This is a genomic window from Streptococcus sp. (assembly GCF_032481935.1).
In the GTDB taxonomy this organism is placed as follows: Bacteria; Bacillota; Bacilli; order Lactobacillales; family Streptococcaceae; genus Streptococcus.
Genome location: NZ_JAWERU010000038.1, coordinates 463 through 14,301, shown reverse-complemented (window position 1 = coordinate 14,301; position 13,839 = coordinate 463). Strand labels below are relative to the sequence as shown.

General features: G+C 40.4%; 15 protein-coding genes and 6 tRNA genes. All 21 read right to left on the bottom strand.

All coding sequences use genetic code 11. The features are described from left to right. Window positions 1-921 (bottom strand): glucose-6-phosphate isomerase (locus E7C97_RS07655; RefSeq protein WP_316108704.1); only part of this gene is annotated, 921 nt, incomplete at its 3' end. Between the two features lie 168 nt (window positions 922-1,089). Continuing rightward, window positions 1,090-1,779, bottom strand: a complete 690-nt coding sequence (locus E7C97_RS07650; protein WP_049548212.1) for a gamma-glutamyl-gamma-aminobutyrate hydrolase family protein — start codon at window positions 1,777-1,779, stop codon at window positions 1,090-1,092. Window positions 1,780-2,066: 287 nt separating this feature from the next. After that, complete coding sequence (locus E7C97_RS07645) at window positions 2,067-3,833, bottom strand: ABC transporter ATP-binding protein (protein WP_316108701.1); 1,767 nt, start codon at window positions 3,831-3,833, stop codon at window positions 2,067-2,069. Between the two features lies 1 nt (window position 3,834). Then, window positions 3,835-5,541: an ABC transporter ATP-binding protein gene (locus E7C97_RS07640; RefSeq protein WP_316108700.1), complete on the bottom strand. Its 1,707-nt coding sequence runs from the start codon at window positions 5,539-5,541 to the stop codon at window positions 3,835-3,837. 190 nt (window positions 5,542-5,731) lie between these two features. Further along, entirely contained in the window at window positions 5,732-6,433 is a 702-nt protein-coding gene (locus E7C97_RS07635) for a histidine phosphatase family protein (protein ID WP_316108699.1), read from the bottom strand. Window positions 6,434-6,542: 109 nt separating this feature from the next. Next, window positions 6,543-6,977, bottom strand: a complete 435-nt coding sequence (comGG, locus tag E7C97_RS07630; protein WP_061863783.1) for a competence type IV pilus minor pilin ComGG — start codon at window positions 6,975-6,977, stop codon at window positions 6,543-6,545. After that, window positions 6,955-7,416: a competence type IV pilus minor pilin ComGF gene (gene comGF / locus E7C97_RS07625; RefSeq protein WP_061863782.1), complete on the bottom strand. Its 462-nt coding sequence runs from the start codon at window positions 7,414-7,416 to the stop codon at window positions 6,955-6,957. Before comGF ends, comGG begins: the two co-directional genes overlap by 23 nt. Beyond that, window positions 7,379-7,681: a competence type IV pilus minor pilin ComGE gene (gene comGE / locus E7C97_RS07620; protein WP_316108698.1), complete on the bottom strand. Its 303-nt coding sequence runs from the start codon at window positions 7,679-7,681 to the stop codon at window positions 7,379-7,381. Before comGE ends, comGF begins: the two co-directional genes overlap by 38 nt. Then, window positions 7,644-8,078 carry a competence type IV pilus minor pilin ComGD gene (comGD, locus tag E7C97_RS07615; protein ID WP_316108697.1) on the bottom strand — a complete coding sequence of 145 codons (435 nt, stop codon included), beginning with the start codon at window positions 8,076-8,078 and terminating at the stop codon, window positions 7,644-7,646. Before comGD ends, comGE begins: the two co-directional genes overlap by 38 nt. After that, window positions 8,041-8,364: a competence type IV pilus major pilin ComGC gene (gene comGC, locus E7C97_RS07610; protein ID WP_316108696.1), complete on the bottom strand. Its 324-nt coding sequence runs from the start codon at window positions 8,362-8,364 to the stop codon at window positions 8,041-8,043. The genes comGD and comGC overlap by 38 nt, the downstream gene beginning before the upstream one ends. Next, window positions 8,365-9,408 (bottom strand): competence type IV pilus assembly protein ComGB, encoded by a 1,044-nt coding sequence (gene comGB, locus E7C97_RS07605; protein ID WP_316108694.1) that lies wholly within the window; start codon window positions 9,406-9,408, stop codon window positions 8,365-8,367. Next, window positions 9,329-10,270 carry a competence type IV pilus ATPase ComGA gene (gene comGA / locus E7C97_RS07600; RefSeq protein WP_316108693.1) on the bottom strand — a complete coding sequence of 314 codons (942 nt, stop codon included), beginning with the start codon at window positions 10,268-10,270 and terminating at the stop codon, window positions 9,329-9,331. Before comGA ends, comGB begins: the two co-directional genes overlap by 80 nt. A gap of 58 nt (window positions 10,271-10,328) precedes the next feature. Then, entirely contained in the window at window positions 10,329-10,706 is a 378-nt protein-coding gene (locus E7C97_RS07595; RefSeq protein WP_007555701.1) for a DUF1033 family protein, read from the bottom strand. Between the two features lie 137 nt (window positions 10,707-10,843). Beyond that, on the bottom strand, window positions 10,844-11,902 hold the full coding sequence (locus tag E7C97_RS07590) for a zinc-dependent alcohol dehydrogenase family protein (RefSeq protein WP_000649456.1): 1,059 nt from the start codon (window positions 11,900-11,902) through the stop codon (window positions 10,844-10,846). Window positions 11,903-12,042: 140 nt separating this feature from the next. After that, complete coding sequence (gene nagA, locus E7C97_RS07585; RefSeq protein WP_045762732.1) at window positions 12,043-13,194, bottom strand: N-acetylglucosamine-6-phosphate deacetylase; 1,152 nt, start codon at window positions 13,192-13,194, stop codon at window positions 12,043-12,045. A 110-nt stretch (window positions 13,195-13,304) separates the two neighbouring features. Beyond that, window positions 13,305-13,388, bottom strand: a tRNA-Leu gene (locus tag E7C97_RS07580). A gap of 9 nt (window positions 13,389-13,397) precedes the next feature. After that, window positions 13,398-13,469, bottom strand: a tRNA-Gln gene (locus E7C97_RS07575). Between the two features lie 13 nt (window positions 13,470-13,482). Beyond that, window positions 13,483-13,555 (bottom strand) — tRNA-His (locus tag E7C97_RS07570). Between the two features lie 13 nt (window positions 13,556-13,568). Next, a tRNA-Trp gene (locus E7C97_RS07565) sits at window positions 13,569-13,639 on the bottom strand. Window positions 13,640-13,650: 11 nt separating this feature from the next. Beyond that, a tRNA-Tyr gene (locus tag E7C97_RS07560) sits at window positions 13,651-13,731 on the bottom strand. A 12-nt stretch (window positions 13,732-13,743) separates the two neighbouring features. After that, window positions 13,744-13,816: transfer RNA gene (locus E7C97_RS07555), tRNA-Phe, on the bottom strand. Window positions 13,817-13,839 lie beyond the last annotated feature (23 nt).

The window sequence follows — 13,839 nt, the reverse complement described above, 5'->3', positions numbered from 1 at the left end:
GAAGTTAGCTGAAGTTGGGTAGATACCTTTTTGGTCTTTTCCTTCTGATTCACCAGCCAATTGTTTCCACCATTCTGAGAAGTATTGAAGTGATGGCTCGTAGTTTACCAAGATTTCAGTTGCATAGCCTTTACGGTAAAGGATGTTACGCACTGCAGCATATTGGTAAGCTTCGTTTTCTGAAAGTTTGTCTGATGTGTAATCTTTACGAGCAGCATTCGCACCTTCCATAAGGGCTTTGATATCTGCACCTGATGCAGCGATTGGAAGCAATCCAACTGCTGTCAATACTGAGAAGCGTCCACCGATATCATCTGGAACTACAAAAGTTTCCCAACCGTTAGCATCTGCTTCAACTTTAACAGCACCTTTTTGGCGGTCAGTTGTTGCATAGATACGTTTGTTAGCTTCTTCTTGACCGTATTTCTTAACCAAGAGTTCTTTGAAGACACGGAAAGCGATGGCTGGTTCAGTTGTTGTACCTGATTTAGAAATCACGTTTACTGAGAAGTCTTTATCTGAAACGTACTCTACCAAGTCAGCAAGGTAAGTTGATGAGATTGAGTTTCCAGCGTAAAGGATTTGTGGCGCTTTGCGTTCTTCTTTGGTTTGCAAGTTTGCAAAGTGGTGGTTCAAGAAGTCAATGGCTGCTTTAGCTCCAAGATATGATCCACCGATACCGATAACAACCAAGACATCGCTGTCTGATTTGATTTGTTCAGCAGCTTTCAAGATGCGGTCAAATTCTTCGCGGTCGTAGTTCTCAGGAAGGTCCAACCAACCCAAGAAGTCGCTCCCAGCACCAGTTCCTTTACGGATCAATTCGTCTGCTGCTGTAACTTGTGCTTGCATGTATTCCACTTCATGTGGTGCAACAAATTTGTCTAATACTTTTGAATAATCAAATTTAATATGTGACATAGTATTCCTCCAAAATTTCTTCCTTTCTATCATAACGCTTACTAACAATTTTTTCAAGTTTTTATACTAAAAATTTCCAATTTTTATCACAATTCAAACGTTTGCGTAAAAATACAGCTCTATAAATATTCGTAAACAACGAATAAAAAACGACTAGGTTTCTAGTCGTTACAATTCATTCAATAAATACTCAAATAATTCTAAGTTGCCATCTTCTTCATTGACCAAGAATTCTGGATGCCACTGGAGACCAATAATACGGTGTTCGTCGATAGATTCGATTGCTTCAACAGTTTGATCACGTGGATCCACAGCCGTCACACGGAAATTGGGTGCCAGGTCTTTAATGCTCTGACGATGGACTGAATTAACCTGACTTTCTTTACCAAATAATTTAGACACAACACTGCCATCCACTGTCTCAATAGAATGTGAAGTCCCAAAAGGTAGGCCTTGCCAATGACCTTCAATCTCCTGATTGAGCGTACCGCCAAAGGCAACGTTAACTAGCTGAACGCCACGGCAAATGGCTAAGATTGGCTTATTTTGACGCAAGGCTTCTTGTAGAAGAGCTAGCTCAAACTCGTCGCGAGTTAGGTTATAGTCGTCGCTATCAATTGTTTTTTCCTCACCATAAAACTGAGGATGAACATTTTGTCCCCCAGTCAAGATGAGCTTATCAATCATTTCTACATAGTCATGGACCACCGACTCATCACCAACCGGAATGACCAAAGGAAGTCCGCCAACCTGACGAATACTCTCAGCGAATTTACAAGAGACTGATGAATGAATATTTTTTCCTTCTGCGTCCACAGGACATAGATTTGCCGCTACTCCAACAACTGTTCTTGCCATCACTGATTTCCTTTCCTTTTCTATTGATAATCTTATCTTATCATCCTTGCCCACTCCTGTCTAATATGTATTTTTTAAGTCCGTGATAAAATTTTTTTATCAGAAAAAGTTGCCCAAAATTAGGACAACTTTTTTGCTTATACTCAATGAAAATCAAAGAGCAAACTAGAAGCTAGCCGCAGGTTACTCAAAACACAGTTTTGAGGTTGTGGATAGAACTGACGAAGTCAGTAACACATATACAGCAAGGGGACGCTGACGTGGTTTGAAGAGATATTCGAAGAGTATTATTCAAAGACAAATTGATTATGGTACAGTTCGGAGTAAAAGCCTCCAAGCTTGAGTAATTCGTGGTGATTTCCTTGTTCGATAACCTCACCATCCTTAAGGACAATAATCTGATCGGCATTGAGAATAGTTTTCAAGCGATGGGCAATTACAAAACTCGTTCTTCCTGCTACAATTGCTTCCATGGCATTTTGAATCTTGCTTTCTGTTACAGTATCCACGTTTGATGTTGCCTCATCCAAAATTAAGACCTGAGGATCTGTCATCAAGGTACGAGCAATAGAAATCAACTGTTTCTGACCGGTTGAGAATACGCTCTGATCATCATTAATCAAAGTATCATACTTATCTGGTAGACTTTCGATATATTCATGGATATGCGTAGCCTTAGCAGCTGCTTCGACCATCTCCTGACTAGCATCCGGTACACCGAATCGAATATTGTCACGAATAGTTCCACTGAACAAAACAGAATCCTGTAGGACAATTCCCACCTTACTTCGCAAACTGTCTAAATCAAACTCGCGGATATCTCTACCATCAAAGCTGATACTTCCTGCATCCACATCATAAAAACGATTGATTAAGTTCATGATGGTTGTTTTCCCTGAACCTGTCGGACCAACCACTGCAATCATTTTCCCTTTTGGAGCTGAAATGCTGACATCTTTCAAAATAGGTTTTCCTGGCAGGTAGGAGAAGTCTACGTTACGAATCTCCACCCCATCTTTTAATTCGTTAAAGACTGGAGCATCTTGAGGACGAATTTCTTCCTCTGCATCAAACATTTCTTGGATACGGTCTGCACCTGTAAAGGCCAGTTGTAAACTTCCCCAGCTCGCCGCTAATTGGATAATGGGCTGGTAATATTGCTGAGAAAACTGGGTAAACATGACAATCAAACCAAGTGCTGTTGCTGTCTCGATGTTCTTATCATTCAGCAATACAGCTGAACCTACAAAAATAACGACTGCTGTGTTGACCAAGCTCATCCCGTTCATGACAGGGAAAAGAATTCCTGAGAACATTCTTCCCTTGAAAGTGGCTTTTCGAACCCGTTCATTTTGCTCAACAAAACCAGCAATTACATCTTCTTGGATACCTTGAACAATAACGGCTTTTTGACCTGAGATACTCTCATCCATATAAGCATTGAGCTTCCCAACTTCCTTTTGTTGGAGGTTGGTGTATTTTCTTGCCAATTTCAAAATGACAATCAACATGATGATAGCAACTGGAGTGCTGGCAATCGTAATCAAAGCCAAGGTGACATTTTTGGCAAACATGACAATCAGCAAGCCAATATAAAGGGCAATATTAGTCATGACAGACACAAGGCTTTCATTAAAAGCTTGGAGGATATTATCCAAGTCACTGGTGAAACGTGACAGGATATCTCCATCTTGATGGCGGTCAAAGAAGGAAACAGTCAAGCGAGAAAGCTTGCCAAAAAGTCCCTTACGCATCTCATTTGTCGATTCGGCAATAATACGGCTCATCAAAACCATATAGATAAGACTCGACACCACGAGCACAATCAAAATATAAGCAAGATTCATCAAGAGTCCTAATAGACTTTGCCAAACCATATCAGGATTTCCATTTTGATAGGCTATAACCAAATTAGCCAGCTCTGTTACTACTTGACCTGCAAATACCGGAAAAAGGGCTTGTGCTATCGTCGCAATGATAATCATCGCAACAACAACGACAAAGGATATTTTGTAAACTTTAAAATAGTTCCAAAAGAATCGAAATGTTTTCATCTTAGTCCTCCTTTCCTTTTTGCGTTTCGTAAATTTCACGATAGACTGGGTTTGTTGCAACCAAGTCAGCATGTTTACCTTGACCAATCAAGCGACCTTGGTCAAGCACTAAAATTTTATCAGCATGCACAACAGAGCTAATCTTTTGTGCGATGATAATCGTAGTCGTCCCCTTCAAATCCTTGTTGAGGGCTTCTTGAACCAAGCGTTCTGACTTGGCATCCAGTGCTGAAGTAGAATCATCAAATATCAAGATTTTAGGATTGCTAACAACCCCACGCGCAATGGACATTCTTTGTTTTTGTCCACCAGAAAAGTTAGTCCCACGTTCTTCAACCGGACTCTCAAAGGCCAAGTCCATACGACTAATAAATTCACTGGCCTGGGCGATGCGAGCTGCGCGTTCCATTTCTGAAACTGTCGCATCTCCCTTACCTTGTCTGAGATTATCTGCGATGGTTCCACTAAAGAGAATGGCTCTTTGTAGGACGATAGAAACTGTCTTGCGAAGCGTCCCTTCACTAACTGTCCGAATATCCTTTCCACTAATTTTGATAGAACCTTCTTGGGGATCAAACAGTCGTGGAATCAACTGAGCCAAAGTGGATTTCCCTGCACCAGTTGCTCCGACAACCCCAACCATTTCACCAGCTGCAATATCAAAGGATACATCTTTTAGGATAGGTTCTTCATCATTTGGATAGGTAAAGGTTACATTTTCAAAACTGAGACTTCCTTCCAATTCTTCATCTTCCACATCCTCAAAGGTCATGGCCGGTTCTGTATCAAGGATTTCACGAATACGACGGAGGGAAATCATGGCACGAGTGACTGAGTTCCCTAAAAATCCAACCATAACAATGGTAAAGATAATCTGACTCAGGTAGTTTACAAAGGAAGCAATGGAGCCGACAACTGATGGATCTGACTCTGCCATACCGGCTACAAGCCAGATTGAAAGGAAAACAGCCCCATAAGAAATCAGCATCATTACAGGCTGAACGATAGAAAAGGCGTAGCCAATATAAAGGTTTTCACCCAGCAGTTCGTCGGATACCTGCGTAAACTTAGCAAACTGGTCTTTTTCTCGAACAAAAGACTTAACCACACGCACACCACGTAAATTCTCTTTGGCAATGGCATTGATACGCTCCAATAAGGTCTGGAATTTTGCAAATCGAGGCCCCATCATTCCCATCATAAGACCTGTCATGGCAACGATCAAAACGACCATAAGAACCAGCACCCACCACAGCGAAGGCAGAGTGACAACGGCTAATATAAAGGAACCAATAAATAAAATCGGTAGTCGAAATAGGATTTGGAAGGTCATCATAACGACGTTTTGAATCTGATTGATATCGTTGGTCATACGAACGACAAGGTTCCCTGCATTAAACTTCTCAATATTGGCGTATGAAAAAGTTTGAATCTTACGAAAGGCATCTTCACGTAAGTCAGACGAAACTCCTTGAGCAATGTAGGCGGCTAACACAACATTGATGCCACCTGCAATCAAACCAATCAAGGCAACAAGGATTAACCAAAAACCAATATGATAAATAGCTTTGTTATCACCTGTTAGCAGTGCCTCTAAAACTTCCTGTAGATAACGTGGTTGCAGGAGTGAGCTCGTTACCATTAGACCTGTCATAATTAAGGAAACTAGAGCCTGCCATTTATAGGCTTTTATTTTCTGAAACAGCATACTTCCCCCCTTTATAAGATAGATAAAAGGGAACGACAACTCTGTCAGTCCCTTCTTATGCTTTCATGTTGATGCTATTCTAACAAAAAAGAATGCTATTGTCAAAGCACTCAGCTCTCGCAAGCTTATGAATCACGACATCAGCATTCTATAAAATCGTTTAAAAATCTTCTAATTGAGAACAGAATTTTTATTTCTCTGAACTAGCTTGCTCCTCTAGTTTAGCTTGTCCAATTTCACGGTAGCTACGGTCCCCAACAATCTTGACTGAGAACTGACCATCTTCGTACTCAAGAATCGTCACACTTCCATTATCAAGGCCATGCGGATGCATGCTGTTAATTAAATAAACAATGGTTCCAATAGTCATTCCATGGCTGACTACGAGAGCATTTCCTCCCCCATTAGCTTCCATTTCCTTAGCAATGGCTTCAAAACCTTCCCAGATGCGACCACTTAGTTTTTCCCAGCCTTCAGCCCAGCCTGCTGTATCCACTTCTACCAGACCTTCAGCCAGCTCAGCATAGGACAAACGATGCACATGGTCGACATTAAAGATACGTGGGATGATGCCCATAAAAAGGTCTCCATCATATGCACCATCAAAACTACCAAAGCACCATTCACGGATTCGCTTATCCATACGATAAGGAATTTGCCCTGTCAAACCTAATTCCTCAAGGATAATTCCCATTGTCTGAATAGTCCGTCCAGAGTCACTTGAATAAGCCCGCTCAAATCTTAAGCCAGACTCACGCAAGCCAATTCCCAATTCATGAATACCTCGCTCTCCCTCAGCTGTTAGGGGAGTATCACTCCAACCTTGAGCACGCCCAATCGTATTAAACATTGTTTTCCCATGACGCACTAGATACAATTTTACACTTGACATTTTCCGTCCTCCATATGTATCTATTATAGCATGATTTCGTGCAAAAGCCTTGTCCTAACCCACTGAGTCCAACATCACCACTTAAACTAGATTTTACAAATCTGATAATCTATGTCTTATCATTCTTAGAAGGAGCAACTTTAGATGGTTCGGTGGCCTCTTTTTTAACCTCTTCTTTTTTCTTCTCGCTTTCTTCTTTTGACTTTTTTTCTGTTTTCTTCGTCTTATCGTCGGTCTTTTTCAAAGGTGGAAAACGAAATTCAAATTGATTTTTCCCGGTGTCAACAATCGCTATAAATCTCTTTTGGTCATTACGATAAGTTGCCTTTCCTGCATTAAATGACTGCTGACCACTCTCAGAACTAGCTTTTTCATAGGTTCTCTTAGCCATTGCAAGGGCAAGGAGTTTTTCTTTATTGAGTGCATAATCCTGATGATGAGCCACTTGTCGATTCAGATAAAACTGTAACAAGAGACTAAAAATTCCAGCAACAGTGATCGCGTAAAGGAGAACTCCAGCTCTAACTTTTTTCTTTTTCCACACGATAGATGAACTCCCTCTCTAGTCCCTTTTCAAACTGAAAATTAAAATGAACATTTTGCCCTTTTTGGTAAATATGAGCTGATTTCAGACCGTAAACCATCGGCTGGTAGCCACGTCCACTGGCATCTGTTTTTCGAAAATCATTTGACTTTGATTTTCCCATGGAAATGGGGTTCCCATCCTGTTTGAGGTAAAGTCTATCATTCTCTACTTTTTCAAATTGGGCTCGATTCAGCTCTGCTTCCAGCTGATCCACAAATAAGAGCCATTCTTTTTGCTCACTTTTCTGCTGGTAGCGAACTTCTGAAACCAAGAGTTGGCTCATAGATTGAAAAAGAAGTAAACTCCCACTAATCACAATAAGAACAACCAGGGATTCTAAAAGTGTAAAAGCTCTGACTCTACTTATCTTGAATCGCCAGTAATTTTTCAGTTCCATGATACACCTCCAAACCTCGCTCATTCGAGACAACATGAACTGTAAGCCCATTGACAGTCAACTGCTTTTGTCCAGTCTGCAAAGCCATACGAGCCACTCGCAAAACTTCTTCCTGTTCTAATAGTCTTGCTTCCTGTCGTCTACTTTCTTGAATCTGCCCCAGCAAGAGGGTTGCAATACTGGCAAAAACAGCTAGTGAAATCACTGCCTCCAGTAAAATAACCGCCTTAATTTTTTGCTTCTTGAATACGTTTAATCTTTCCATTTCCTAGATATAGTTGGTAGCGAACTACTTCTTTCCTTGTTTGAAATCTCACACTTGCAAGAGACGAATTTCCTCCAGCCTTATCAAAGGTGATTGACTGATTGGACTGCAATTGAATCCCTTTTGGAATGGCTAATTTCTGATAGCCATTTCCAATACTTCTCTCTTCCAAAATTAAGTTGATCTTCTGCTGACTAGCCAGACTTCGCTTCTGGGTTTCTCGATAAAGTTCCTCAAATTCCATAAAGAAAATTTGCTCTTCCACAGCCGCAAAAGTCGACTGAACTGAACTCGACAAGCCCAAGACTAACATACTGATGATTCCTAATACTAATAGGCTTTCTAACATGGTAAAAGCCCTAATCCGCAACTGTTTGACTTGTCCCTTGTTTTGCATGATATTCCTTATAGGCTTTTGCTTGCTCAGCAGTGATGCGTCCATCTGCCTCTAGTTTACTTAGACTAGCATCCTCATTTTTATCTAGAGTATAGAGTTCGGCTTGGCTTTCTACCACCTTGACGACTGCTGCTTTCCCCTTGTCGTTCACTGCATCCTTTTGCTTAGTTAGGTTTGGCACAAACAGTAAGAGTAGAACACTAATGATAAGGAGGACCACTAACATTTCCACAAGAGTGAATCCTTTTACCTTTGCTTCTTTTAATTTCATCATCATTTTTTTCATCTAAAAATTTACCTCCATATTTTGATACATTGGCAGCAACATAGCTGCGTACAATAAAACAATTAGCAGAGCTACAAAAATAAAGACCAGGGGTTGAACTAAGTTCATCGTACGATTAACTCGAGTAAAGAATGCCTCCCAAGTTTTCTCTGCATAGATTTCCAATTCGCTTCCCAACTTGGATTTGACTTCTCCATATTCAATGATTAAACCCAACTCTCTTCTAAAGAAAGGATAATCCTGCACAACCATAGAAAATTCATGCCCATTTTGCAAGGACAGGGATAAATCATGTCCGATTTCCTTAAAAAGAGGATTTCCTTGCTCCTGCATCATCTGAAAAATCTGTGATAGCTCCAGACCTTGTCCAATCATATTTCCCCATTCTCGAGCATAATAGGCCGTCAGATAATACTGAACAAATACACCTAGAAAGGGAATTCTAGCTAGAAAAGAAAAGACTTGTATCTTCCTAGATTTTCTGTAGAAGACCAATCCCGTTAAAGATGCTAGACTTAACGCTAGAACAATCCCAAGAAAAATTTGTGGTAGATTACTAATCACTAAGGTAGCTATGTTACTACTATCCAGTTGGGGCAAGAGATAATTTCGCAACCCCAACATAATGAGCAGTAAGAAAGCTAACAAAATGATTGGATAGGTCGCAACTTCGATTAACTTTTTCTTGATCTTAGCAAGATTATCTAAATACTCTTCAATTTTCCCTAAACTCAAATGAAGGTTCCCATGAACTTCAGCCAAGGAAAGTTGCGTGACAATTGAACTTGAAAAACCTAAAGTCCCCATCATTTCCGAAAAAGACTTTCCCTGTGAGAGTCCTAGTCGCATCTGCGATACATATTCCTTTTCCAACAAGAGACTTCTATCTAGAAAGGAAATGATTTCTACCAGATGAAAACCACTGGAAAATAAATTGTTAAAGAGTGTGATGATTTTCTTCTGCTTACTGGTAGCTAATTTTCTCCGTTTCAGCTTGGAGGGCAGTGATATGTCCGTCTTTAAGAAGCTGGTCAATTTGTCCATTCCACTTTTCTGCCTGGTGTTCTTGGTAATCTTCGTTTGCAAAATCAATAATTCCTCCTCCTGCGATTAGTCTCTGGTAACAAACACCTTGTAAAACTACTGCCAGTTCATCTTCACTGACACCAAGTTCTAAAAGGCGCTCATAAACCCCACGAACACTCTTGGCATGGATTGTCGAGAATACCGTGGCACCTGTCAGACTAGCTCGTACAACGGCACGGGCTGTTTCACTATCTCGAATTTCTCCAATAATTAAAAGATCTGGACGATGTCGTAGGGAAAGTTTTATCAAGTTCTCATAGCTAAGTCCGATAGCTTCATTGAGCTGTAATTGTAGCATTGCTTCTTGCTTAATCTCGACCGGATCTTCAATAGACATGACCTGTTGTCCCTTAAACAATGACTTGGCTAATTCATGCATCAAAGTAGTTTTGCCACTTCCTACGGGGCCTGCAAAAAGATAAAGCCCGCGTTTCCTAAAGCCCTTTTCCAGTTCTATAAGGTCCTGAAACCAGAAGCGCAACTCTTGTTCTTGATCATGCAAAAGCCGGATTACTAGACTCTCATGACCACGATAATCTCCCACCGTCGATAAACGTAATGAAGAAACCTTGTCTCCATGCTGATAATCACAGGAACCAAGCTGACTACGGCGTTTTTCTCCAACGTTCATCCCCGCAATAAACTTAAAATGACTAATGACAGCCCCCAACTTTTCAAAGTCATAGGTGTTAATCAAATGTCTCTCATCTCCAACTCGCATATGTAGCTCATAAATCTTTTCTTTAGGAACAAAATAGATGTCCTGAGCTCCCTGTTTTTTGGCCAGTGTAATCAATTCTTGTGCAAGTGTTTGTACCATATCTTCCTCCTCATTCTTATTATTCGAAGAAAATATAAAAAAAGAAGAAACAACTTCATTAAAAAGTTGTTTCTTCTTTTTTTATGCGACAAGTACGGTGGATTTCTAAACCAGTCTGCTTTTCGTAACCAGGTCTAAATTTTTCATCAGGAATGACTTGACCATCTTCCAACAAAGCCAAGGAATGATATTGCTGAAGAAATTCATCGCATTCTTCACACCAGCGTTTATCTTCTGGATCCCAAAAAATAGTCATCAAATCTCCTCTACTTTTGTAAAGGGGAATTTCCTTTTCTAACTCAAACCAACAAGACTTATAATATTTCAAGGCGTCATAATAGTTATCAAATTTTTTGCTCGCAATGACGTCGTCTTCCCAGCCTTCTATAAACCACCACGGTTCAAAATCTCCGTACATTTTTATAACTCGATACATAGTTTAACTTCCTTTGTACCGTATATTATAGCGAAATTTTGAGAACAATGAAAGAATTTTGCTCATTTTCACGAATTATATAACATTTTCAAAAAATCCAGCTATTCAAAAACGAATAACTGGATTTAAAAGCAAGATTAACCTTCTGAAATATCGTTTTCAATGATCACTTTAATCGCATGATGATCGGCGGCCTTACTAAATACTTCATAGGCCTTTTCTATTTCACTAAGTTTGAAATAATGAGTTACCAATTTTTCTGGTTCAATTTTATGGCTTTCCAAAGCTTTTAACAATTGAGGAGTTGTATTGGTAGAAACCAACCCAGTAGTAACATTAATGTTACGAATCCAAAGAGTGTCCAAATCAAACTGAACTGGTTTACCATGCACACCACAGTTGGCTACTGTTCCATCTACACCGATAATCTTTTGGCATAGATCAAACGTTGCAGGAATTCCTACCGCCTCAATAGCGACATCTACACCTCGACCATCTGTCAAATCATAAATTTCTTGAATTGCCTTTTCAGGATCTGAAGAATTAATCTTATGAGTAGCACCGAAAGAAACTGCAGTATCCAAGCGATTATCGTCTAGGTCCACCATAATCAATTTAGCTGGTGAATAGAATTGTGCCGTCAAAAGAGCTGCCAATCCAACTGGCCCTGAACCAACGATAGCTACACTACAGCCAGGCTCAACTTTTCCTTTTAAGACACCAATTTCATAGCCAGTTGGCAAGATATCAGATAACATAACTAAAGCTTCATCAGACAAGTCAGCTGGAGTATGATAAAGAGTATTATCAGCATGAGGCACACGAAGATATTCTGCTTGCATACCATCGATCAAATGTCCAAAAATCCAACCGCCTTCGTCTTCACAGTGGGCATAGATTCCCTTTTTACAGTAGTAGCATTTACCACAGGCACAAACACAAGAAATCAAAACCTTATCGCCTTTTTTGAAGTTTGAAACGCCTGCTCCAACTTCCTCGACAATACCAATTCCTTCATGTCCTAGGATTGTTCCACTTTTACAAGCGGGAACATCCCCTTTAATAATATGAAGGTCAGTACCACAAATAGTAGTCTTAACGATACGCACAATAGCATCTGTTGGCTTGCGAATAACTGGTTTATCTACATCAACAAAAGAAGCAAGGCCGGGTTTAACGTAAGTATAAGCTTTCATAAGCAATCCTCCGCTTTTTTATTTGTATTGTTTATATCACGATTGTAAGCCTTTTCATTGAAAAAATCAAGTGATTTGTGAAAGAAATAACAAATTTATTTAAAAAAAAGAAGAAACTAAACTAGTTTCTTCTTTAGAAATTATGCTTGATAGCGTTTTTCACCATCTAGATAAGTTGCTACTAATTCCAAATCTTTATCTAGCACGATAAAGTCAGCATCGTAGCCTTCACGAATTTGTCCACAGACGTCATCGATATGAACTGATTTAGCTGGATTTAGACTAGCCATCATGACTGCTTCATGAGGATTTGCAATTCCCCACTCAACGACATTTTTCAACCCATCTTTAAGTTTGAGAATGGAACCTGCCAAGTTACCTGTAGATTTAAGACGAGCAGTCCCATTTGCAACTACAACTGGAAATTCACCTAACATATAATCGCCATCTTGCAAACCACCTGCTGTCATACAGTCAGTGATAAGGGCAATATTTTCAGTTCCTTTTTGTTTAAGAAGAATTTCGCAAGCCTTAGGATCCACGTGATGACCATCACAAATCAATTCTGCATAAGTGTGTGGTAATTCATACATCGCACCAACCATACCAAGTTCGCGGTGTGTTAAGCCACGCATTCCATTATAGGCATGAACCCAAACACTAGCCCCGGCATCAACAGCTTTTTTAGCTTCATCAAATGTAGCATTAGAGTGACCAAGAGCAACAGTTACACCTTCACCAGTAATAGTACGTACAAAGTCCTCAACCCCATCACGTTCAGGTGCAAGAGCAATTTTATTAAGAAGACCATTAGCAGCCTTCTGCCAAGCGCGGAACTCATCCATACGTGGATCTTTCATATAGGCAGGATTTTGAGCCCCCTTAAATTCTTCGGTGAAGTAAGGTCCTTCAAAATAAATACCACGAATCTTAGCTCCAGAAGCCTCTTGGTAACGTGCCCCAATGTTTTCAGTAACAGCCAGCAATTGTTCGTATGATGAAGTTAGTGTAGTTGGTAGGAAACTAGTAACACCTGTGCTAAGAAGACCTTCACTCATCGTATGAAGAGTTCCTTCAATATTATTATCCATGACATCCACACCACCAAAACCGTGAATGTGGGTGTCAACGAGACCAGGTGCGATGCTATAACCAGAATAATCTAAAATTTCAGCATCCTCAGAAATCTCTTCAACATGCTTACCAAACTTACCATCAATAAGTTCCAAATAACCTCCACGACGAATACCATGTGGATAGAAAAATTGATCAGCTTTAATATACTTAGGCATAATGATAACCCCCTTAAGAAATAATCTACTATTTATTATGTCAATTACATTATAAACCTTTCAAAACAATTTGTAAATGGTATAGACCTTTTTTAGTGAAATTTATACTATACCGGCGGCCGGGGTCGAACCGGCACGTCCTTGCGGACACTGGATTTTGAGTCCAGCGCGTCTGCCAATTCCGCCACGCCGGCAAATAGTAACTGGGGTAGCTGGATTCGAACCAACGCATGAGGGAGTCAAAGTCCCTTGCCTTACCGCTTGGCTATACCCCAATAATATAAAATAGGCGAGTGATGGGGATCGAACCCACGCATGCCAGAGCCACAATCTGGTGTGTTAACCACTTCACCACACCCGCCATAATTTTAAAACACGGGCAGTAGGAATTGAACCCACACTGAAGGTTTTGGAGACCTTAGTTCTACCTTTAAACTATGCCCGTAGTTAAGGTTATGGAAGGGGAGGGATTCGAACCCCCGAACCCGAAGGAGCGGATTTACAGTCCGCCGCGTTTAGCCTCTTCGCTACCCTTCCAAAATATTTAAATGGCGCGAGACGGAATCGAACCGCCGACACATGGAGCTTCAATCCATTGCTCTACCAACTGAGCTACCGAGCCTTATTGCGGGAGCAGGATTTGAA